We start from the raw sequence: 20,957 nt of genomic DNA on the forward strand, positions 1-20,957 counted from the left end.
GGAAAAAATAAAATATTCTTATAAACCTTCTTAGTGCAAAAATAGCTATAGTATTTAAAAATAGGGTTTTCTTGTTTTTTCATAGGCATAAAGATGCGCCCAATAATCTCACATTATATTACTTATGAGCAAATACTTGAAACTGAAACTCAGAACAAAGTGAAATGTCTTTTTAAACAAGTATATGATAAGCTGTACAATGGCGTGCTCTTCCTCGTGAAAGGACATGACCCTATTAAAGAATCTATACAAAAAATGTAAGGTATTCTGTAATTTTCATTCTTAAAAATAATATTGCTTGAATGGTTTTTAAAGTTGTAAAGCTTAAGTAAAAGAAAATGACAAATCTAGAAATTTGTTTTTATCTTCTTCCAAAATGAAGCTGTGTTTCTGTTTTACAAATAAACTAAATAGAATGTGTGGAACTCTTATTTCAACCTAGCTGTATATACAAAAACTGAAATGCCTTAAAAACAGCAAATATTGGTAAATTATGCTTACTTAAGAAAATTTTTGAACCCGCTGTATTTTGTCAATTACTGTCATTTAATACAGATAAATGCCTATTTTGTGCACAAATTTATAGAGGTTTTAAATAAGAATTTTTTCACATAAAGAAATCTTTCTATTGGCTTGCATTTTTTTTAATTTCTCCTACCGTTTTGGGGAAAAATAATTTTAAAGGAAATAAAAAATGGCAACCCCAGATTATGTTGTCAAAGATATTGCACTTGCTCCTTATGGTCGTAAAGAACTCGATATAGCCGAAACAGAAATGCCCGGTTTAATGGCTTGTCGGAAAGAATTTTCTTCCCATCAACCTTTACGAGGGGCACGAATTTCTGGTTCATTGCATATGACCATACAAACAGCTGTTTTGATTGAAACACTGAAATCATTGGGCGCTGATGTACGGTGGAGTTCTAGTAATATTTTTTCTACGCAAGACCACGCAGCAGCAGCTGTTGCTGCCACGGGTACTCCTGTTTTTGCGGTAAAAGGTGAAACATTGCAAGAATATTGGACTTATATAGATGCCATTTTTCAATGGCCTGATGGAAATCTCTCCAATCTTATCTTAGATGATGGAGCTGATGCTACAAACTATATTTTGGTGGGATGTCGTGCAGAAGAAAATAACGATATTCTCTCTCATCCTAAAACAGAAGAAGAAGCGTTTTTTTTCAAACAAATCCAAAAGCGTATAAATAAAACACCGGGCTTTTTCACACGACAGTGCGCCGCAATCAAAGGTGTGAGTGAAGAAACCACAACAGGTGTACACCGTCTTCATCATTTACAAGAGAAAGGTCTTTTGCCTTTTCCTGCTATTAATGTCAATGATAGTGTTACGAAATCGAAATTTGATAATAAATATGGCTGTAAAGAATCACTCGTAGATGGTATTCGACGTGCAACAGATGTGATGATAGCTGGTAAAACAGCTATTGTCTGTGGCTATGGTGATGTGGGTAAAGGTTCAGCAGCTTCTCTTTCAGGTGCTGGAGCTCGTGTCAAAGTAACGGAAATTGACCCAATCTGTGCTCTTCAAGCAGCAATGGATGGCTATGAAGTGGTTCATTTAGATGATGCCGCTTCTAGTGCCGATATTATTATCACAACAACAGGCAATAAAGATATTGTTCGCTTAGACCATATGCGGCAAGTAAAAGATATGTGTATCCTTGGAAATATTGGCCATTTTGATAATGAAATCCAAGTCTCAGCTCTTCGAAATTTGCCATGGACAAATATTAAACCACAGGTCGATATGATTACCTTTCCCGATGGAAAGCGCATTATTCTGCTTTCTGAGGGGCGTTTACTTAACCTTGGTAATGCTACGGGGCATCCCTCTTTTGTTATGTCAGCCTCATTTACCAATCAAGTTTTAGCGCAAATTGAACTCTTTACTCGTTCAGAACACTATAAAAATGAAGTGGCTGTTTTGCCCAAACATCTTGATGAAAAAGTTGCACGCCTTCATCTTGATCGTTTAGGAATAAAGTTAACCATTTTATCAGAAGAACAAGCTGCTTATATTGGAGTTACGCCTCAAGGACCTTATAAACCAAATCATTATCGTTATTAAAATGTTTCCTTGGGTTAAAAGAAAAAGGGAAAAGGCGCCGTGTTCCACTTTGGTGACTATGCCTCCAAAGAAAAAGTTCAAAAAATGATCCGAATCTGTACGCATATTTTTTGTCTTTTTTTTCCGACATGCGTTTTTGCTCAATCATTGGAAATGCATTTACCATTTACTTTTACCTTGCCAGATGGTCCGTGGCTTCTTGTTATTCTCTTTGGAGGGATTTCTTGTGCCTTACTGCTCACTTGTATAGCTCTTATGAGATGTGCAAAAAAAGCTTCGTGGAAACCTCAGCAAACAATTACAGTAAACTTTTCTGAGAAAATTAAATATTATGAATGGCTTCTAGAAGAAACTGGACAATCCCTTCTGATTTGGGAAGATCCGAACGCTTTACCTCGTTTGGTTGGTAACATTCCCGCGTTACAAAAAGCAGGAATTCTTCAGCAAGATTTTCAATGTTTTGAACTCTGGCTTGAAGAAAATTCAAACCGAGAACTTGATTATGCACTGACGCAATTGCGTTATGAAGCGCATCCTTTTGAACTTTCTATCACAACGAAAAATAATATACTGTTACAGGTTACAGGAGTCATTGCAGGAACTGTAGCCATTGCGCGCTTTCAAGATATCTCAACACAGCAGAGCGAAAATGCACGTTTACAAAAGGATATCTCCAAAATCCTTATTGAACTTAGAATGCAACGTAATCTTCTTGATCGTATTCAAGAACCCGTATGGATACGAGACGGTGAAGGAAAAGTTTGTTTTGTTAATCGTGCCTTTAAAGAAATAACGGGATTTCAAGAAGGTATTAATGAAGTAAATGATCTTTTTAGTGACACAGCAAAATATAAAACAGATGAAGAAGAAACAATTTTTCAAGAGCATGTTCATACGGTCATTGATGGAGAACGGCATCATTTTCACCTTACACGGATTACAACTGCTGAAGGAATGGCCGCTTTTGCGCATGATGACAGCGCATATGAAAATCTTTCTAATGAACTAAGGCGCGTTCTTCAAAGCCACTGTGAAACACTTGACCAAATCTCAACAGCTGTCGCTGTTTTTGATACCAATCAAAAATTAAAATTCTGCAACCATGCTTTTAAAATTTTATGGCCCTTGGAGAGTTCTTTTTTAGAAAGTGAACCAAGCCATACATTGCTTCTTGAACGTTTGCGCGAAAAAGGACTCATTGCACAACCCCCAGATTGGCGTGCATGGAAAGAAGAACTTTTAAAAGCCTACCAGCAAACAGAATCAAATCAACAAATTTGGAATTTGCCAGACGGGCGCACCATACGGGTTGTCTCGAACCCTCATCCCCAAGGAGGCATCACTTGGCTTTATGAAAATCTTACAGAAAAAATTGACCTTGAACGACGTTATAATACCCTTATTAAAATACAAGGTGAAACCCTTGATAAACTTTCAGAAGGTGTTGTCGTTTTTGGCACTGATGGACGTCTTCGTTTATCAAATCCTGCCTTATCAAAATTATGGTCTCTTCCCTATAATTTATTGGTAGAAGGTACCCATATTACACAATTACAAAACCATTGCTCGGCCTTAAGCCTGCGACAAGAATGGGATCAGTTTACCAAATTTATTACAGGTTTTGCTGAAAAACGTGATACCATTTCAGGGCGCATGGACCTTACAAATGGTATGATCATTGACTATAAACTTGTACCTCTTCCCGATGGGCAGACAATGCTCAATTTTGTTAATGTTACAGATACTGTTCATGTTGCACGTGCTCTCCAAGAAAAAAATGAAGCCTTAGAAAGTGCTGATCGTTTGCGTAATGAATTTGTTCAACATGTTTCCTATGAACTCCGTACACCTCTCACCAATATTATTGGATTTTCTGATATTTTAAGCGATCAAATTTTTGGTTCTATTAATGAACGCCAAAAGGAATATCTGGGGCACATTCATTCAGAATCAGGTTCTCTTTTGAATCTTGTTAATGATATCCTTGATCTTGCAACCCTTGATGCAGGTATCATGAAGCTAGATATACAGCTGGTTAATATTGCCGATGCTATGGTGCAGGCAGTAACACGTGTAGAAGAACGCCTTAATGGGCGCCATATTACGCTTTTACAGCAAATTTCTCCCTCCCTAAATTGTATCTCTGCGGATGCAACGCGTTTGCATCAAATCTTTGTTAATGTTCTCAGCAATGCCATTAACTTTGCACCAGAAGCAAGTACGATTGAATTTTGTGTCGATGAACAAGATGATAACATCGTCTTCTGTGTCCATAATGAGGGATTTGATATTCCAGAAGATATTCTCAATCGCATTTTCAAACCTTTTTCTTCCCATTCACATCATGGTGGGCGTGCTGGAGCAGGTCTTGGTTTGTCCCTTGTGAAAAGCTTTGTTGAGCTCCATGATGGACGCGTTGAAATTCTTACCGGTACTGGACAAGGAACAACAGTGAAATGTTTTTTTCCAATTTCCCAAAGAGATAAAGTTTTTTAATCGTATCTTTTATTGTGACACAATTTTTCATCCCTGTAGGGAACAGTTCATGAATTTTAATTTTTTTCTTGAAAATGAAGAAGCAACAAAGCTTTTTGCGCAAGATTTAGCACTCGCTTTAAGGCCTAGTGATCTGGTGACACTACAAGGTGATCTTGGAGCAGGAAAATCAACCATTGCACGGACAATTATCCACACACTTGCAAATGACAATAGTCTGGATGTTCCAAGCCCTACTTTCACTCTTGTGCAAAACTATCAACTTCCAAAATTTGAAATTATTCACGCAGACTTTTATCGCCTTTCTATGGCAGAAGAAATTGATGAATTAGGTCTTCATGAAGCACGTGAGCAAAGCATTTTACTCATTGAATGGCCAGAAAAAGGGGCAGAGTTCTTAGAATCGGTTACCTTTGCGCTCACTTTACAACATGAAGGCTGTGGGCGTCATGTAACGCTTACAGCAGCACAAAATTCTCTTGAACGTTTACAACGTTCTTTTGCAATTCGTACATTCTTAAAAACCCATGAACGTGGTCATGTTCATCGTCATTTTTTAGCTGGTGATGCCTCAGGACGTATTTATGAACTTCTTTATGATGGTCAGAATAAGGAAGTGCTCATGGATGCACCAACCATGCAGATGAAACAAAATACCGATCTCTCTTACGTAACAATGGCACAGCTTGCAAAAGATATCCGCCAATTTGTTGGAATTAATCAACTCATATTAGAGAATGGTTTTTCTGCTCCTCATATCTTTGTCGAAGATGTTGAAAAGGGATTTTTGATTTTGGAAGATTTTGGAAATGAAGGAATTTTAGATCAAAACGGTTATCCTTTAGAAGAGCGTTACATCGCCTGTAGTGAATTGCTTTCTTCTTTTCATCAAAAATCATGGCCTTCCCAAAAGCAATTTACAACATTTTTGCTGCAAATTCCTCCCTATGGTTGCCAAGCACTACAGGCAGAACTTTCCTTGTTGCTCGACTGGTATATCCCCTTTCAAACACAAAAAAATTTAGATCAAGCACAACGTGACGCTTTTTTTGCCTGTTGGCAGCCCTATCTTGATCATCTCTCCAAAGGAGAAAATACCTTTGTTATGCGTGATTACCATTCACCCAATATTCTTTGGCGTGCACATAAGGAAGGATTTGATCGTATTGGTTTGATTGATTTTCAAGATGGCTTAATAGGTCCAACAGTCTATGACCTTGTTTCTTTAGCACAAGACGCACGTGTGTTTATTTCCCCAACACTTGAAGTAAAAATTCTTGATGCTTATTGCAATGCACGTCATAAAGCGCCACGACCCTTTGATGAAGGAGAATTCCGCAAGCTTTATGCTTTTGCGGGCGCCCAACGCGCTTCGAAAGTGTTAGGAATTTTTCTACGTCTTCATCAGCGAGATGGAAAATCATCTTATCTTCAATATCTCCCCCATGTACAAGATTATCTTGCCCGCAATCTTTCACACCCAATGCTTGGACCTTTACAAAACCTCTATCAAGAAATAGGACTCTAAAAATAGGATAGAGATTTCTCTTTTTTATTTTCAAAAAATTCTTTTTACAAAAATAAGCTGTTTTTACTATGGGATGCGAGAAGAAGAAATATTTTTGCTTCCTTTTTCTGTTCCAAACCCCTTTCATAACAATGAGTGAGTCTTTTTATCAAAGTTGCTTAACCCAAACTAACAATCTCTTATAGATGCAGTTTTTCAGTTTTACCCTTTATAAAAATTGTATAAAGTAGAAAAAACATAAATCATCAATAAGGCGGAACATTTCCATACATCCCAAACGAGATCATATGACCTATAAACCGCGTGTCTTTTCTATTTCTCCAGGAACATCTTTTCTATCGCATTTTGTCGATGCATTGTTTTCTGGTGTACTTATTGATAATTTCGCACCTCATGGAGATATTCAAACTGCTCTTGCAGATACCCTTATCTATGTTCCAACACGCCGTGCTGCGCGTGCTTTGCGTCTAGCTTTTGTGGAAAGAAGTGATACACGATCAACCCTCTTGCCAACCATTCGCGCTTTGGGAGATGTGGATGAAGAGAGTTTCCTTTTTAGTGAAAACCATATTAATGCTCTGAACCCTCCTATCGGAGAAAGTGAACGCCTTCTGCTGCTCGCGCGTTTCATTCGTCCTTGGCGTGAAAATTTGCCTGCTCATTTGCGTGCCATGTTTGGTACAGAAGATGTGCTTATTCCCGCTCATACGGCCGATGCAATTTGGCTTGCACAAGATTTAGTAAGGCTTATGGATGAAATGGAAACAGAAGCAGCAGACTGGTCAAAACTTAAAGACATTGCCCCCGATATGGTTGCGGAATGGTGGCAAATAACAGTCGATTTCCTTACCATTGTCACACAAAGCTGGCCGCAAATCTTACAAGAAAGAGGGCAAAGTAATCCAGCTGCATGGCGTAATCAAGCACTTAAAATGCACGCCGAGACTTTATGGCAAACTCAGCCTGATAAGCCTATTCTTGCAGCGGGTGTGTCAGGCTCTATACCTGCAGTTTCTCATCTTTTAAAAGTCATTGCCTCTCTGCCAAAAGGTGCTGTTGTTCTTCCTGGACTTGATCTTGATATGGATGAAGAACAATGGGAGGCATTAGGTGTAACCCATAAAGAAAAAACAACTTATGATGTTTTTGATCATGCAGTGAATGCTTTTAGCCATCCTCAATATCATTTAAAAAAACTTCTTTCTCTCATGAAATGCCACCGCATGGATGTGTGCGAAATTGGTCAACAAAGTGCAATAAAGAAAAGGCGTATGGCTCTTTTATCGGAAGCGCTACGACCAGCTTCTACAACAGAGCGCTGGATACAAATTGTCCGCGATGATTACGAACATCTTTGTACCGATTGGTCATTCATTGAAGCGATAAATGAGCGTGAGGAAGCACTCGCTATTGCTGTTGCTTTACGCAATGCTATTGAAGAGCCTCAAAAAAATGCAGCTCTTATTACTAATGACCGCAATTTAGCACGCCGTGTGGCCGCTGAATTACAGCGCTTTGGCATTGAAGCAAATGATTCAGGTGGAATACCACTTGCACAAACACTCCCTGCCACCTTGTTACGACTTCTTTTAGAAAATATCTTTCAGCCTTATGATCCTGTTGCTTTTCTTTCCCTTCTTAAACATCCACTCACCACATTGGGCCAAGAGCGTCATCATTTACGCGAAATGGCAGAAAATTTTGAACTCTTTGTTCTTCGAGGAAACACAAGCTGTATCAATCTTTGTGAATGCGATAAATTTCTCGAAAAATGGACCGCAACATATTTGAGCAATATTTCTGAACCCGATGCTTTAGATCAACAAAAATGTGAAGAAGCACGCCTGCTTGGTGATCTTTTGATCAAAGCTGTGGAGCCTTTAGCATCGCTCATGAAACAAGAGCAGGAATGCACAATCAACAAGGTTGCGGTAGCAACAGTTGAAGTTTTTGAAAATTTTGGGCGTGATGAAAACAATTCTCTTGCTCATCTTTATCAATATGAAGCAGGTCAAGCTCTGTTGACTTTTTTACGTGAATTGGTGAGCGATCAATCGGGGTTAAAATTCCCTCTTTGCGAATGGCCTGCTATGTTCTCAGCCCTGATAGCAACCCGTTCTGTCACACCATCCCCTGGAGGACATCCCCGCTTATTCATCTGGGGTACTTTGGAATCACGCCTGCAAACGGTTGATACAGTCATCATCGGAGGACTTAATGAAGGATCATGGCCAATTACAACCCACAATGATGCTTTTTTATCACGGCCGATGAAAATAATGCTAACTCTTGAACCACCCGAACAACGTATTGGCCTTTCCGCACATGATTTTCAATGGGCTATGGGAATGGATAAAGTGGTGATGAGCCGAGCATTAAGAGTCAATCATACGCCTTCCATTCCATCACGCTGGTTACAGCGCTTAGAAACGGTTATAGGAAAACAAGTTTGGCAACAAATCCGTGCTCGAGGTGAAATATTTCTTCATTGGGCAAAAATGCTTGATCATACAAATATCATTGCTGGTGCGACACGTCCTTGTCCTGCCCCCCCCCTTGATGCGCGTCCTCGCCATTTTTCCGTTACCGAAATAGCAACGTTGCGCTATAATCCTTACGCTATTTATGCAAAAAAAATCTTACATCTTAAACCGCTTAAAGCCCTCCTCCATGCTCCTAGCGCTGCTGAACGTGGCATACTTTATCACGCTATTCTTGCTACTTTTTGTAGACAAGTAAAAAACCTAAATGCTGCGAATGCACTTGATGTACTTCTCAATATCGGACGTCAAGAATTTGATAAATTCAATTTGCCTGCCGATATTGAAGCAATATGGTGGAACAATTTTGAAAATCTTGCTCCGTTTTTACTCCAATGGGAACAAAGCTTAGGACCTCGAGAACGATATGCCGAAGTGGTATCACAAAAAATACCCATCTCTACCACAGGTGTCACCCTTTCGGGACGTGCTGATCGTATTGATGTGTTGCCAAATAAAACAGTGGAAATACTTGATTTTAAAACTAGTACTCCCCCCTCATCAAAAGAAGTGCGCGATTTATTGTTTCCACAATTGGCACTAGAAACAGCTTTGTTTATGCAAGGCGCTTTTCCAGATTTTCAAAATCTTACCCCTACAAATTTATTTTATGTCGCTCTTAATCAAAAAGGTAAAATCACTTCCCAGTTAATTTTTTCAAAGAAAGAAGAAAAAGCTCACCAAAGCCCCATTGATCTTGGTGAGAGGGCATGGAAACGTCTTATCGCATTAATGAATTATTATCAAAATCCACAACAAGGTTATCTTTCAAATGCAGTTCCTTTTAAACGAGAATATGAAGATGATTATGACCATTTGGCACGTTTATGGGAATGGTCAAGTGGACTTCAGAAAGCAGATCAAGAATGACTTTTTTTTCTATTCCTGAAGCAGCTCTTGAAGCACAAAAAACAGCAACACATCCCAAAACGAATGTATGGGTTTCTGCCAATGCGGGATCTGGAAAAACCCACGTTTTAAGCGAACGGGTTATTCGTTTGCTTTTAAACGGTACCCCTCCGGCACGTATTTTATGCCTTACTTACACAAGAGCTGCGGCTGCTGTTATGCAATCGCGGATTTTTCGCACACTTTCTAGCTGGAATGAACTTGATGATGCACAGCTGCAACAAACTTTATCGCAGCTTGAAAAGAAACCCATCAATGCACAAAAACTAACCTATGCGCGTCAACTCTTCGCCCGTGCCTTAGAAACACCAGGGGGATTAAAAATTCAAACTATCCACGCATTTTGTGAATCTCTCTTGCATCAATTTATGCTAGAAGCTAATATTGCTGGGCATTTCGAAATGCTTGATGATATCAGTCGAAAAAAACTCCTCCAAGAAGCCCGTCGTCAGCTTTTGGAGCATAGGGATGCGCAATCCGCTTTAAAACAGCTGCTTAAAATTGTTAGTGAGCACACGCTTAACCAATTGCTGTATGAGGCAATTGAGAAGCGGCATAAACTAACTGATTTTTTGTCCTCTGTTCTCTCTGAAAACGCAGAAGAAAAGTTGCGTGCACTCTTTCATTTAGCAGCCGATGAAACAAAGGAACGGTTGCTAGAAAAAATTCAACAAACTGCTCGTCTGCCTCTTTATGCTCTTACACATTGCCAAACCAACGGCAATAAAAGCCTCCAGAAAATAATCGCGAAATTTTCCCAATTAGAAGAGACTCATGATGAAACAAATATTATTGATATTATTTCCGATATTTATTTTACAACGAAAGGCGAACCACGTAATTTTTCATCTTTATCTTGTAAAAAATCAGATGAAATTTGGCCCTTTATTCAACAAATGCTTGAGGATAAACAGAATAAACTTTCTGTTCTTTTAGAGAAATATCAATGCGCAAAAATCGTCACATTCAATAGGGCAGCTTTTCAGCTTTGTGCCCTCTATCTTAAAATCACCGCGAATTTAAAAAAAGTCAATGGTTTGTTGGATTTTGATGATCTCATTGAACGCACTCTCTCTCTGTTACGGCGCAAAGGGGCAAGCCAATGGGTGCATTATAAACTTGATCGTGGTCTTGATCATATTTTACTTGATGAAGCACAAGATACCAACCCTGAGCAATGGCAAATTATTCAACTTTTGACGCAAGAATTTTTTACAGGTTATGGTCAGCGTACAAATATACGTACTCTTTTTGCTGTTGGAGATGAAAAGCAATCCATCTATTCTTTTCAAGGTGCGGTACCAGAAAATTTTGCCGAAAATGGACGAATAATTCAAAAAAAAGCCCAGCAAGCAAAACAAAAATTTGAAAAAATACAACTGAATTATTCTTTTCGTTCTACGGCAGATGTTCTTAAAAGTGTTGATCTTGTGTTTGAAACACCAGAAAACTACAAAGGACTTTCAGCAGAAAATACCAAAACAGTCCATGAAGCTATTCGTGTTCATAGCCCAGGAGAGGTTATTATATGGGATGCCATTTCTAAAGAAAAAAGCGAACTTCCTGATGATTGGCATTTAAGCGTTGATCATTTAGACACCCCTGAAACACGTTTAGCAGAAACAATTGCTGAAACAATTGCTGGTTGGTTACACAAAGGAGAAATATTTCCAGCAAAAGGGCGCCTCATGCGCGCAAGTGATATTATGATCTTGGTTCGTAAACGTGATCACTTTGTTTCTGCTCTTTCTCGTGCTCTTAAATACCGCGATATTCCCATCGCTGGTGCTGATCGTTTACAGCTGATTAAGCACATTAGTGTGCGTGATTTAATGGCGCTGGCACGTTTTGTCTTGCAACCACAGGATGATCTTTCTCTTGCTTGTGTTTTGAAAAGTCCTCTTTTTGCCCTTAGTGAAGAGGAACTTTATCAGCTTGCTGCACATCGTACAGGCTCTCTGTGGCAAAGCCTTTGTATGCATGCTTCATCCCATGCATCTTTTAAAAATGCTTTTGAAAGTTTAAGCAATTATCGCACTCTCGTGGATAAAATACCGGTTTTTGAATTCTATAGCTATATTCTGAATAATGATAAAGGACGCCAAAAGATTTTGGCTCGCTTAGGAGTGGAAGCAAATGATGTGCTTGATGCTTTTATGGATTATACACTCACTATTCAAAAAACCGGTTTACTAGGGTTACAGGCTTTTCTGGAAACATTAAGTGCAAACGATCCAGAAATTAAACGTGAGTTTGATCAAAATCATGAAGAAATTCGTATCATGACTGTTCATGCCGCAAAAGGACTAGAAGCTGCTGTTGTGTTTCTGGTTGACCCAGGGAGTGCTATTTGGCACCCTCAACATGCACCACACTTGCTTAAAGTCCCTTCAAGTCATGCGCAAGATTGTGATCAACAAGCTTTTATTTGGCGCCCTAATGCAAAATTCGAAACACCACCCTCTAAACAAGCATTGTCATCTTTAAAAGAACGCGCTGAAGAAGAATATAGGCGCCTTCTCTATGTGGGAATGACACGCGCTGAAGATCGTTTATTTGTTTGCGGATATAGTGGTGAGAAAACCTCCCCTCACACATGGCTACAATTGGTAAAAAATGCTCTCAAACCCCATGCCGTTGCTATAAAAGGTCCAGCAGAAGATATCGCGGCTTGGCGCTATTGTATTACATCTTCTTCATCTGCCTCTATAAACCAAGAGCTCCCTCATACTGCGTGCCAAACACCACCATCTCTGCCAACCTTTTTTTCCCATAAAGTTCCGACAGAACCAACTCTACCTAAGCCATTGAAGCCCTCTGTTGCTAGCCTTTCTATTGAAACTGATCCTGAAATTTCCTCAAATCCAAAATATTTGAATCTCTCTCCTGTCTTAGGAGAAACAAATAGCAACAGAACTTTCTTCATTGAATATGGAAATATTGTTCACCGATTGCTGCAATATTTGCCCAATTGCCCTCCCCAAAGACGTCGAGATTACGCTCAGCATTATCTTAATGCTAAAGCGTCTCATTGGTTTGAGAATCAAAGAAAAAAGGCACTTTATCATGTTTGGCAGATCTTAGATCATTCTTACCTTACACCTCTCTTTTCTGATCATTCTCGTGCTGAGGTTCCCTTAATGGGTATAGTAAAAATTCGTGGAAAAGAACAAGCTGTTTCCGGTCAAATTGACCGTCTCTATATAACAGAAGAGAGCATAATCTTTGCTGATTTTAAAACAGGATTTCCACCTGAAAATGAAGCTGCAATCCCTCAACACCATTTGTTGCAAATGGCTCTTTATCGAAAATTGCTGCAAACTATTCATCCCAATAAAGATATCCAAGCACTTCTCGTCTACAGTAAAGAAGTAAAAGTGTTTAAACTTCCTCCAGAACACCTCGATGCGCTTCTCGATGAAATTGCCTGACAAATTATGAAAAATTTTCCCCCTTAAAGCCTCTTATAATTTATCTTAGCAATAACTTGATATGAATCGTTATCGTACCAATCTATAGAAATGAATATAAAGGATAAATCAATGATGTGTATAAAAGTTGATAACAGCAATTTTGAAAATGAAGTTCTGAATTCTTCCACCCCTGTTGTGGTTGATTTTTGGGCAGAGTGGTGTGGTCCTTGCAAAATGATTGCTCCAATTTTGGATGAGATTTCAATAGAAATGCAAAATCAAGTTAAAATTGCCAAAGTGAATATCGATGAAAATCCCGAACTGGCTACCCAATATGGGGTGCGCTCAATTCCTACCCTGTTGATGTTTAAAGGGGGAAATGTTTCATCGAATATGGTTGGTGCTGCCTCTAAAGCACGTGTTACTGAATGGATTAAAGAGGCACTTGGTTAAATTGCTCATGTGATTTTTCTAAAAAGGAGAGGAATCTTACCTCTCCTCCTTATTAGATGTTAAAAACAATTTTTTGTAAAAAAATATTTTTTTATTCAGAGCGTGTTTGATAATCTTTAAAAGTTGCAAATTTTATTTTCGGGGCTCGCTCTGCTTCATAATTCAATGAAAAATGATTTTCTGCTAAAAAAACTGGATCACCCTCTAAATCATGGGCAATGGCAGAATGGTGATTGCTGAGAAATTTTTGTAATTCATCTTTGCTTTGTGCTGAAATCCAACGACATACATTAAAGCGTGCTGATTCAAAATTTACCGGCAAACCATATTCTATTTTCAGTCTTTCCTTTAGAACATCAATCTGCAAAGCACCAATGACACCAATGAGCGAGGGTGAACCATCATAGGGGATAAATAATTGCACAACCCCTTCTTCTGCCATTTGTTGCAAAGCTTCTTTGAGTTTTTTTGCTTTCATCGGATCACCCAAACACACACGACGCAAAATTTCTGGTGCAAAATTGGGTACTCCCTTAAAGAAAATATCTTCTCCTTCTGTTAAGGTGTCACCTATACGCAATGTGCCATGATTAGGAATTCCTACAATATCACCGGCATAGGCTTGATCAGCAATTTGGCGTGAACGCGCAAAGAAAAATTGTGGTGTTGAAAGTGTTATAGGTTTTCCCGTTCGCACCAATTTTGTTTTCATGCCACGTTCAAGTGTTCCAGAACAAACCCGAAAGAATGCAATACGATCACGGTGATTAGGGTCCATATTCGCTTGAATTTTAAAAACAAACCCTGTCATTTTAGATTCCGTTGCAACAATACTGCGACGATCTGCATCCTGATCACGAGGGCTTTGACCAAAATCAATGAGCGCATTGATCAAATCACGAACCCCAAAATTGCGTAAAGCCGAACCAAAATAAACCGGCGTCATATGTCCTTCACGAAAAGCTTGAAGATCAAAATTTTTGCAGGCATTTCGTGCAATTTCTACACCTTCAATAAAAGTTGAACGTTGATACTCAGGAAGCAAATCTGCAACCTCATGGGGTCCAGAAACTTTTTGTTGTGTTACCTCATCATCTTTTTGACGAAACCTATTATGATGAAGATCAAATGTTCCTATAAAATCCTTCCCCGTACCAATGGGCCAAGTTATTGGTGCAGTATCAAGGGCAAGTTTTTCTTCAATTTCATCTAAAAGCTCTATGGGATCACGTGCCTCACGATCCATTTTGTTAATAAAAGTAACAATAGGAATATCCCGCATCCGACACACTTCAAATAATTTCAGTGTTCTCGGTTCAATCCCACGTGCACCATCTAGCACCATAATAGCACTATCCACAGCAGTAAGAGTGCGATAAGTATCGTCAGCAAAATCCTCGTGGCCTGGAGTATCTAACAAATTAAAAATGTGATCTTCATATTCAAATGTCATTACCGATGTCACAACCGAAATACCGCGGTCACGTTCAATATGCATCCAATCGGAACGAGTTTGAATACGGTCTTTTTTCGCTTTTACTTCTCCGGCAAGCTGAATAGCTCCACCAAATAATAACAGTTTTTCCGTTAGTGTTGTTTTTCCTGCATCTGGATGGGCAATAATTGCAAATGTACGACGCCGTTTTACTTCTTGTACGCGCTTTTCCATTATGCCTCCACAGGTCGTGCAAGCGCTTCAGCAATCAGTGCACGCGTTTCATTAATCCCATATAAAGCAATAAATGATCCCAATCGGGGTCCTCGTTCTTGCCCCAAAAGGACCTCATAGATCATTTGAAAAAAGACATTTGAAACACCTGGGCCCCCTTCAGGGCTTTTTTTGCTATGATCTTGATAGCGCTCTATTAAACGTGCAATATCAAGAAGTGCATTTTGAATCATATTGCTATCAGAAGTTTCAGGCAAACTGGCTAATTTTTCATCAATTTGCGCTAATGTTGCTCGTTCACTATCATCTGCTGCTCGAAATTTTTTGTTGGGTTTAACAAAAAAATCAAAATATTTAAGGGCAAATTGCACTAACTGATCAAGTTCTGGATAAGTTTGTGCATTTGCTCCTTTAGCATAGCGAGAAATAAATCCCCAGAGAACCTCTTTATTTTCTGCATTTGAAGCACTTACCAAATTCAAGAGCAGAGCAAAGGGTACGGGTAAATCAACTTGTGGAGGACAACCATTATGGATATGCCATACTGGATTATTAAGTCGCTCTTGCCAACTTTGACGACCATAAGCTGCAAGATGCGCATAATATTCATCAACGGCTTTGGGAATAACATCAAAATAAAGCCGTTTTGCTGTTTTGGGCTTTGAAAACATATAAAGCCCTAAACTCTCCGTTGGTGCATATGTTAACCACTCATCAATCGTTAAGCCATTTCCTTTCGATTTAGAAATTTTCTGCCCTTTCTCATCCAAAAAAAGCTCATAATTAAATCCTTCTGGTGGTTTTCCACCAAGTGTTTTACAAATTTTAGAAGAAAGATTTGTGGAATCAATAAGATCTTTGCCCGCCATTTCATAATCAACACCAAGTGCTGTCCAGCGCATAGCCCAATCCACTTTCCACTGACACTTCACTTTGCCACCCGTTACCTCCGTTTCAATGGTTTCTCCTGTTTCAGGTTCAATGTAGGTGACGGTGCCTTTTTCAACATTATGAGAAATCATCGGCACCTGTAAGACCTTACCAGAAAATGGAGAAATAGGTAAAAAGAGTGAATAAGTCGCTCGCCTTTCTTCACCCAAGGTTGGCAAAACAATTGCCATTACCTGGTCATAACAGGCAAGTATCTTTAAAAGCGTTTCATCAAAACGACCCGAGCTATAATAATCAGTGGCACTGGCAAATTCATAATCAAAACCAAAACGATCAAGAAAAGCGCGCAAACGTGCATTATTCGCTGCTCCAAAAGAGGGATAAATATCACCAAAAGGATCGGGTATGCAGCTAAGTGGTTGACCAAGATAGCTTTCCATTTTCTCGCGATCGGGCACATTATCAGGAACTTTACGCAAACCATCCATATCATCAGAAAAACAAAGCAATTTTGTTTTCACTTTATTCTCCGTGAGAATATGAAAAGCATGGCGTACCATAGTTGTACGCGCGACCTCCCCAAAAGTACCAATATGCGGTAAACCAGAAGGACCATAGCCTGTTTCAAATAAAACATTCTCTGGATAACCTGTTTTCTCATACCGTTTGATAATTTTACGTGCTTCTTCAAAGGGCCAAGTTTTCGATTGAGCAGCCGCATCTTTCAATTCAGGCGTAAGGCTAAGGGCATCACACTGATCACGCATCATTATCTTTATCCTAAAAAATTAAACTCTTTAACGGTATGGTGTATGTTTCTTGGATTCATTCGTCAATAAGAGCAAGCGAAAAGCTGCCAAAAATCTTTTTATTATACTCTTGTTATGACTAACTTCTGACCTATTCTTGTCCTTAGTGTTGTCTTTTATTTTTATATCAATAAAGTATAAATATTATGAAATATAATTTTCTCATTTTGGTTATTGGTGTTTTAATTGCCATTATTCTAGGCTTTACTTATCACACTTATCAGCAAGAAAAAAAGTCTTCTAGCATTGAGCTAAAAATTGGACAACAAACCACTTTGCCAACATCAATAAGTTAGAAAAATGACAAAATGAGATATTTTATACAGAAAATATCCTTTTGTTATACTGTCAGTGGAATATGCAAGCATTTATTTACAATTATGATGAACCTGCTACCAATGTCCGCAAACGCACAGTGTTTAATTTAATAAAACCTGCCGCATCTTTTTGATCATAGGCACCTTCATCATCCTCAAAAGTCACTAATTTACTAAAATATAGTGACTTTTTGCTTTGGCGTTCTTCAACAATTACATTACCCTTATAAAACTTTAATGTCACTTCACCTTCAACATTTTCTTGAGATAAGTTAATGGCCGCTTGCAACATTTTGCGTTCAGGTAAAAACCAAAAACCATAATAAATGAGTTCTGCATAACGCGGCATTAATTCATCTTTCAAATGCACTGCCCCTCGATACAATGTCAAAGATTCCATTGCCCGATGCGCCGTGATTTCATACCAACAAAACGATTTTCTACTAAATCTAACCGACCGATAACCATTGTCGCATCCATAATTATTTAATTCAGCCAGTAAATTTGCAGGAGATAAATTTTTCCCATTAATCGAAACAACATCGCCTTTTTAAAGCTAATAGTGATGATAGTTGCTTGACCTAGAGCAGCTTCCAGCGAAAGAGTCCGTATATGCACATATTCAGGAGCAGGAATCGCCAGATCTTCTAAAATTTTTCCTTCTGATAACGAATGCAATAAATTTGCATCAACCGAAAAAGGTGCTTCTCCCTGCTTATTCTTCTCTATAGGAATTTGATGGACATGCGCAAAACTAATCAAATCTGTTCGACTCTTAAAATCACAATCCCGCCATGGAACAACGATTTTGATATCAGGTTTAAGGGCATAGGCAGAAAATTCAAAGCGTACTTGGTCATTGCCTTTTCCTGTTGCCCCATGGACAATTGCATCTGTACCCGTTTCCTTAGCAATTGCAATCAAGCGTTTTGAAATGAATGGACGCGCTTTTGATGTCCCCAAAAGATAGTTCACTTCATAAACGGCATTAGCGCTAAACATTGAAAAGACAAAATCACGTAAAAATTCTTCACGCAAATCTTCAATATAGATTTCTTTCGCACCCAGCATTTCTGCTTTACAACCCGCGAGAGCTAATTCTTCCCCCTGCCCTCAATCAGCTGTAAAAGTTACAACCTCAACATCCCGTTCACTTTGCAACCATTTAAGAATAATAGACGTATCCAAGCCCCTAGAATAAGCTAAAACAACTTTTCTAATATTTTGCCACTTTTTCGTTTTAAAATTTCACCATGTTTATTTTTTAATACTTAAAGATTAAAAACTGTGTAAATTATGAAAATAAATTCCTTTTGAACAATATTTAAAAGATGCAAAAAAACACAAAAAAGTGTAAAGAAGATTTTTTTGTAAAAAGTGTGAATTATTTGAATATTTTTACACAATAATCAAAGAGGTTTATATGTCATTTTTTCCTGAATGGCCTATTTTGATACAATTTTCTATGGCATCATTGATTTTAGCACTTATTCCAGGACCTGATATGATGCTCTCTATAGGGCGTACCATCACGCAAAGCAAAAAAGCTGGCATTATGTGTGCTCTTGGAAGTGCAACAGGCTTTGCCATTCAAGTAACAGGTGTAGCGCTTGGTTTATCTGCTCTTATTTTCGCTTCACCACGTGCTTTTGTTCTTCTTAAAGTTGCTGGCGCTTTTTACCTTCTATGGTTTGCCATTCAAACATTACGTAAACACTCAACGTTTTCTATTGAAAAGGCACCCTCTCAATACAAAAGCTCTAAACGTAACTATCTTGCTGGTATTGGAATTAATCTTTTAAATCCCAAAGTTATTCTTTTTAACATAACCTTTTTACCGCAATTTATTAATGCGAATGATCCTATGGCAACGCAAAAGTTACTCATCTTAGGGCTTTCTTATATTCCTATTTCTCTCCCCATCACAATTTCGACGGTCTTTATGGCGCATAAACTTTTCAAAAGCCTCAAACAGAATCCCCTTTATATGCGCTTTTTAAACTGGCTTATTGCTGGTACTTTTACCAGCTTTGCTCTCCATCTTCTTATAACCGAAAATTGAGTTTACTGGCTGTTTATAGCGTTTTCCAACTGCAAACGTTCAGATTTACGTAAACGCTCTGAAACCGATTTAAGTTGACCACATGCAGCTAAAATATCGCGCCCACGCGGTACCCGAATGGGGGAGGCATAGCCTGCTTGGTTGACCACATCGGCAAAACGTTCGATTTGTTCCCAATCAGAACATTGATAATTACTCCCTGGCCATGGATTAAAAGGGATTAAATTAATCTTCGCTGGAATAGCTTTTAGCAACTGTATCAATCGCTTAGCATCATCCAAACTATCATTGATATCTTTCAGCATAACATATTCAAATGTGATTCGTTTTGCATTAGACAAACTAGGATATTGACGGCAAGCATCCATGAGCAGAGCAAGTGGATATTTTTTATTGATAGGAACAAGCATATCCCTTAATGTATCGTGTACTGCATGGAGTGAAATTGCTAACATGACGCCAATTTCTTCTCCTGTTCGGATAATTCCAGGTACCACCCCACTGGTTGAAAGTGTAATCCGGCGTTTTGACAAAGAAAGCCCCTCTCCATCAGAGGCAATCAATAAAGCTTTTTTGACTGCTTCAAAATTATAAAGTGGTTCCCCCATTCCCATCATAACAATGTTGGTGATTTTACGCCCTTCAACGGGAACAATTGCTCCATCAGGCGTATCCTTATCAGGAAAGTCACCCAAACAATCACGTGCAACCAATAATTGCGCTAAAATTTCTTCTGCTGTTAAATTGCGAACAAGTACTTGCGTTCCTGTATGACAAAAAGAGCAAGTTAACGTGCACCCTACCTGCGATGAAAGACATAAAGTCCCTCGGCCCTCTTCAGGGATATAAACCGTTTCAATTTCCACAGGTCTTCCTGCTCCACGTGCTGGAAAGCGTAAAAGCCATTTACGTGTGCCATCTTTTGATATTTGTTCACCAACAATTTCTGGGCGCGCAATAGAAAAATGACCCTTAAGCATTTCTTGCATGGGTTTAGAAATGTTTCGCATTTCATCAAAATTTGAAATACCACGGACATAAAGCCAATGCCAAAGTTGACGTGTACGCATACGCGTTTGATGTTCTGGTATCCCTATTGTTTTTAAAGCTTGCGCCATTTCATCTTGCGATAAACCAATTAAAGAGAGCTTAGTGCTCTCTTTAATGACAACACTCTTTGTTTCCCGTGATGGACATAGCCCAACTGGTCTAAGGTCATAAGAAATGGCCATTGTTTTCCAATTTATATCATAGTTTAATGTTACAGAGACCTTAATGGCATTTCGCTGCCGCATTTAATGCAGCAGTAATCCCTTTTAAGGAATAAGTATAGGTGGTAGAAGTTCCTCGTTTCGAGAGTGCCTTCACCGTCATATTCATTCCAGCGCGCATGGCAGAAACAAGCTGCTTTTCTTGCTCTGATGAAGATAACCACGCCGATGAATCTTTCGTGAAAAAATCAAAGTCCTTATCTCCAATAGTCACAGTAACTTTTGATCCTTCTTTCAGTGTATAACCCGCCATGAATTGTGGTTCAAAGGAGACAGGCGAAGGAGAACGCTTGGTAACCAAAAAGAAATTATCGCCATGATTAACCGTTGCAGGAAGAGACTGTAAAGGTACCGACAATACATAGCAAACTGTATCTTTGGATGATTTATAAGAATAAGTTCCCCAAGCTTCAAATTGATTTAAACGGTTTGGCGTTTGTGCACATACAGCTCCGGTAGTAACCAAAACCATTACAGATACAGCAATAACAGTCTTTTCAAACATCT

Annotated in this window: 12 protein-coding genes and 1 pseudogene; 8 read left to right on the plus strand and 5 right to left on the minus strand. The window is 38.8% G+C overall.

The window, feature by feature from the left end; all coding sequences use genetic code 11:
• The first annotated feature begins 694 nt into the window (after window positions 1-694).
• From ahcY to trxA, 6 genes are all read left to right on the plus strand, one after another.
• Window positions 695-2,092: an adenosylhomocysteinase gene (gene ahcY, locus BN202_RS03905; protein WP_019219229.1), complete on the plus strand. Its 1,398-nt coding sequence runs from the start codon at window positions 695-697 to the stop codon at window positions 2,090-2,092.
• 39 nt (window positions 2,093-2,131) lie between these two features.
• Window positions 2,132-4,588 (plus strand): sensor histidine kinase, encoded by a 2,457-nt coding sequence (locus BN202_RS03910; RefSeq protein ID WP_019219230.1) that lies wholly within the window; start codon window positions 2,132-2,134, stop codon window positions 4,586-4,588.
• Window positions 4,589-4,637: 49 nt separating this feature from the next.
• The gene (tsaE, locus tag BN202_RS03915; protein ID WP_019219231.1) at window positions 4,638-6,116 is read left to right on the plus strand and encodes a tRNA (adenosine(37)-N6)-threonylcarbamoyltransferase complex ATPase subunit type 1 TsaE; all 1,479 of its coding nucleotides are present in this window, start codon (window positions 4,638-4,640) and stop codon (window positions 6,114-6,116) included.
• 287 nt (window positions 6,117-6,403) lie between these two features.
• Window positions 6,404-9,526, plus strand: coding sequence for a double-strand break repair protein AddB (gene addB / locus BN202_RS03920; RefSeq protein ID WP_019219232.1), 3,123 nt, complete (start codon window positions 6,404-6,406; stop codon window positions 9,524-9,526).
• Complete coding sequence (gene addA / locus BN202_RS03925; RefSeq protein WP_019219233.1) at window positions 9,523-12,996, plus strand: double-strand break repair helicase AddA; 3,474 nt, start codon at window positions 9,523-9,525, stop codon at window positions 12,994-12,996. Before addB ends, addA begins: the two co-directional genes overlap by 4 nt.
• Window positions 12,997-13,107: 111 nt before the next feature.
• The gene (gene trxA / locus BN202_RS03930) at window positions 13,108-13,431 is read left to right on the plus strand and encodes a thioredoxin (protein ID WP_019219234.1); all 324 of its coding nucleotides are present in this window, start codon (window positions 13,108-13,110) and stop codon (window positions 13,429-13,431) included.
• Window positions 13,432-13,522: 91 nt separating this feature from the next.
• Here trxA and BN202_RS03935 read toward each other — a convergent pair whose 3' ends face one another.
• Together BN202_RS03935 and BN202_RS03940 are read right to left on the minus strand one after the other, a co-directional pair.
• Complete coding sequence (locus BN202_RS03935) at window positions 13,523-15,100, minus strand: peptide chain release factor 3 (protein WP_019219235.1); 1,578 nt, start codon at window positions 15,098-15,100, stop codon at window positions 13,523-13,525.
• A complete protein-coding gene (locus BN202_RS03940; protein WP_034987247.1) occupies window positions 15,100-16,761 on the minus strand; it encodes a lysine--tRNA ligase in 1,662 nt (553 codons plus the stop codon). Before BN202_RS03940 ends, BN202_RS03935 begins: the two co-directional genes overlap by 1 nt.
• A gap of 185 nt (window positions 16,762-16,946) precedes the next feature.
• Between BN202_RS03940 and BN202_RS09690 the strand changes: the two genes are divergently transcribed.
• A complete protein-coding gene (locus tag BN202_RS09690) occupies window positions 16,947-17,096 on the plus strand; it encodes a hypothetical protein (RefSeq protein WP_019219237.1) in 150 nt (49 codons plus the stop codon).
• An 82-nt stretch (window positions 17,097-17,178) separates the two neighbouring features.
• On the opposite strand, the pseudogene BN202_RS10490 reads toward BN202_RS09690, so the two are convergent.
• A pseudogene (locus BN202_RS10490) lies at window positions 17,179-18,338 on the minus strand (argininosuccinate synthase).
• 202 nt (window positions 18,339-18,540) lie between these two features.
• Here BN202_RS10490 and BN202_RS03950 point away from each other — a divergent pair.
• The gene (locus BN202_RS03950; RefSeq protein ID WP_019219238.1) at window positions 18,541-19,179 is read left to right on the plus strand and encodes a LysE family translocator; all 639 of its coding nucleotides are present in this window, start codon (window positions 18,541-18,543) and stop codon (window positions 19,177-19,179) included.
• 2 nt (window positions 19,180-19,181) lie between these two features.
• Here the strand turns inward: BN202_RS03950 and rlmN are convergent, their stop codons facing one another.
• A complete protein-coding gene (gene rlmN, locus BN202_RS03955; RefSeq protein WP_034987417.1) occupies window positions 19,182-20,411 on the minus strand; it encodes a dual-specificity RNA methyltransferase RlmN in 1,230 nt (409 codons plus the stop codon).
• A 40-nt stretch (window positions 20,412-20,451) separates the two neighbouring features.
• Complete coding sequence (locus tag BN202_RS03960; RefSeq protein ID WP_034987420.1) at window positions 20,452-20,955, minus strand: invasion associated locus B family protein; 504 nt, start codon at window positions 20,953-20,955, stop codon at window positions 20,452-20,454.
• Window positions 20,956-20,957 lie beyond the last annotated feature (2 nt).

This window comes from Bartonella florencae (assembly GCF_000312525.1).
In the GTDB taxonomy this organism is placed as follows: Bacteria; Pseudomonadota; Alphaproteobacteria; order Rhizobiales; family Rhizobiaceae; genus Bartonella; species Bartonella florencae.

Coding starts and splice junctions, on each gene's coding strand:
- addB (WP_019219232.1), top strand. CDS start 6,404: ATGACCTATAAACCGCGTGTCTTTTCTATTTCTCCAGGAACATCTTTT.
- BN202_RS03940 (WP_034987247.1), bottom strand. CDS start 16,761: ATGATGCGTGATCAGTGTGATGCCCTTAGCCTTACGCCTGAATTGAAA.
- BN202_RS03935 (WP_019219235.1), bottom strand. CDS start 15,100: ATGGAAAAGCGCGTACAAGAAGTAAAACGGCGTCGTACATTTGCAATT.
- rlmN (WP_034987417.1), bottom strand. CDS start 20,411: ATGGCCATTTCTTATGACCTTAGACCAGTTGGGCTATGTCCATCACGG.
- BN202_RS09690 (WP_019219237.1), top strand. CDS start 16,947: ATGAAATATAATTTTCTCATTTTGGTTATTGGTGTTTTAATTGCCATT.
- ahcY (WP_019219229.1), top strand. CDS start 695: ATGGCAACCCCAGATTATGTTGTCAAAGATATTGCACTTGCTCCTTAT.
- BN202_RS03960 (WP_034987420.1), bottom strand. CDS start 20,955: ATGTTTGAAAAGACTGTTATTGCTGTATCTGTAATGGTTTTGGTTACT.
- addA (WP_019219233.1), top strand. CDS start 9,523: ATGACTTTTTTTTCTATTCCTGAAGCAGCTCTTGAAGCACAAAAAACA.
- BN202_RS03950 (WP_019219238.1), top strand. CDS start 18,541: ATGTCATTTTTTCCTGAATGGCCTATTTTGATACAATTTTCTATGGCA.
- tsaE (WP_019219231.1), top strand. CDS start 4,638: ATGAATTTTAATTTTTTTCTTGAAAATGAAGAAGCAACAAAGCTTTTT.
- trxA (WP_019219234.1), top strand. CDS start 13,108: ATGATGTGTATAAAAGTTGATAACAGCAATTTTGAAAATGAAGTTCTG.